3 protein-coding genes are annotated in these 1674 nt (G+C 32.7%); all 3 read left to right on the top strand.

The genetic code is table 11. From position 1 onward, the window contains the following. Positions 1-349: hypothetical protein (locus N3C60_01100; protein ID MCX8083507.1), on the top strand; the 349-nt coding region annotated here is incomplete at its 5' end. 8 nt (positions 350-357) lie between these two features. Then, positions 358-1416 carry a hypothetical protein gene (locus tag N3C60_01095; protein ID MCX8083506.1) on the top strand — a complete coding sequence of 353 codons (1059 nt, stop codon included), beginning with the start codon at positions 358-360 and terminating at the stop codon, positions 1414-1416. A gap of 65 nt (positions 1417-1481) precedes the next feature. Next, positions 1482-1674, top strand: a 193-nt coding sequence (locus N3C60_01090) for an MBOAT family protein (GenBank protein MCX8083505.1), incomplete at its 3' end; no start/stop codon positions are given.

Here is a 1674-nt window from a genome sequence, read left to right as displayed (position 1 = left end):
AGCGTGGGTATTTTTTAGGGCGAAGACATGGGATGATGCTATGAAGGTGTTATCTGGGATGTTTGGGTTAAATGGTATAGTGTTACCGAAGAATTTAGAGAAGTATTTAGGATTCTTACATAACTACGGTGTGGAGTTCGGGAGCTGGATGAAGAGTATAAAGATTCATGGGGATCCGATTTTTTATATCCTTTTCTTTACTCTTTTTTGTGTCGTAGTAAAAAACTCAAATGAGGCGGTTGAAGATTTCAAACCTGATTTAAAACATTTACTTTTTGTGTTAGTCATAACTATCTGGGCTTTAACAAGTATGGGAAGAATAAGTGAGTTCCTCTATTTTAATTTCTGAGGATGGGAATGAGACCTTATAAAAAGTTTACTCTTGTATTTTTATCTATTGTTTTATTTTATGCGGGATTTAATTTTGCAATCTGGAAACTCTGGACGGAAGATATTTTAACTGATAAGAAATATTACAATGGTGGATTGGATAGGTTGGGTTATGTAATTAATTCGAAACATTATAGAAATAATTATGATACTCTACCAAAAAGGCATATTGAAAATGTAGATTACGACGGAAGACCTATAGATATGATTACCATTGGAGATTCCTTTTCTCAAGGAGCAGGGGGTGGCAGGGATAGATTTTATCAGGATTGGATAGCTTCAATACATAATTTGAATGTTTTAAATATGCAAAGGTATTCTGAAAGAAGCCCCTTGGAAACCGCAATTATCCTTTATAATAGTGGATATTTAGATAAGGTGAAACCCAAGTATTTGTTAATTGAAACTGTAGAAAGGTTTTGCGCCTTTTGGTATGGTAGGCCTTTGAATTTTGGTGAAAAAGTAAGTTTGCATGATGTTGAAGAGTATTATAAACGAAAGACCTATTCGGGAAAACTTCCAGAGGTTAGTTTTATTAATACAGGTAATTTAAAATTTATTCTCTTCTATTTCCTTTACAAATTCAAAGATAGACCTCTTGATTCAATGGTATGTGTAAGAAAACTTTCTAAGCCCTTTTTTTCCGTTAAAAACTCTGACAAACTTCTTTTTGTTTTTCAGGATGTAGAAAATATACCCTATTCAAAAGAACATACTATAAAGCTTTTGAATGATAACCTTAATCATTTTGCCGATATGCTTGCAAAAAAGGGGATAAAGTTATACTTTATGCCTGCGGTGGACAAGTATAATCTTTATAGTGATTATATTGTTAACAATCCCTATCCTAAAAGTGTTTTTTTTGAGCTACTGCGTCCACTTGAAAAGAGATATGCTTTTATCGACACGAAGGCGATACTTTTGGAAGATGTAAAAAAGGGTGAATTTGATGTATATTATGCAGATGATACCCATTGGAGCTGGAAGGCGTCAAAAAGCATATTTGAGAAGGTTAAGTTTGATTAAATATAGATGTTTTTATTTTATCCCATTTGATATAATCAAGTGATTTCAGAAGGGGCTAATTAAGAATGCTATTTAACTCACATGAGTTTATATTTTTATTTTTACCGATAAGTTTGGTTGTTTATTTTATATTGAATCGGTTGAGGTTAACGCTTGCGTCTAAGACGTGGCTTGTTGTGATGTCTCTTATATTTTATAGTTGGTGGGATGTTAAGTATTTACCGTTGATATTGGGTTCTATGACGTTTAATTATGCGA

The organism is Calditerrivibrio sp. (assembly GCA_026415135.1).
In the GTDB taxonomy this organism is placed as follows: Bacteria; Chrysiogenota; Deferribacteres; order Deferribacterales; family Calditerrivibrionaceae; genus Calditerrivibrio.
This window is presented reverse-complemented; position numbering and strand designations above follow the sequence as displayed.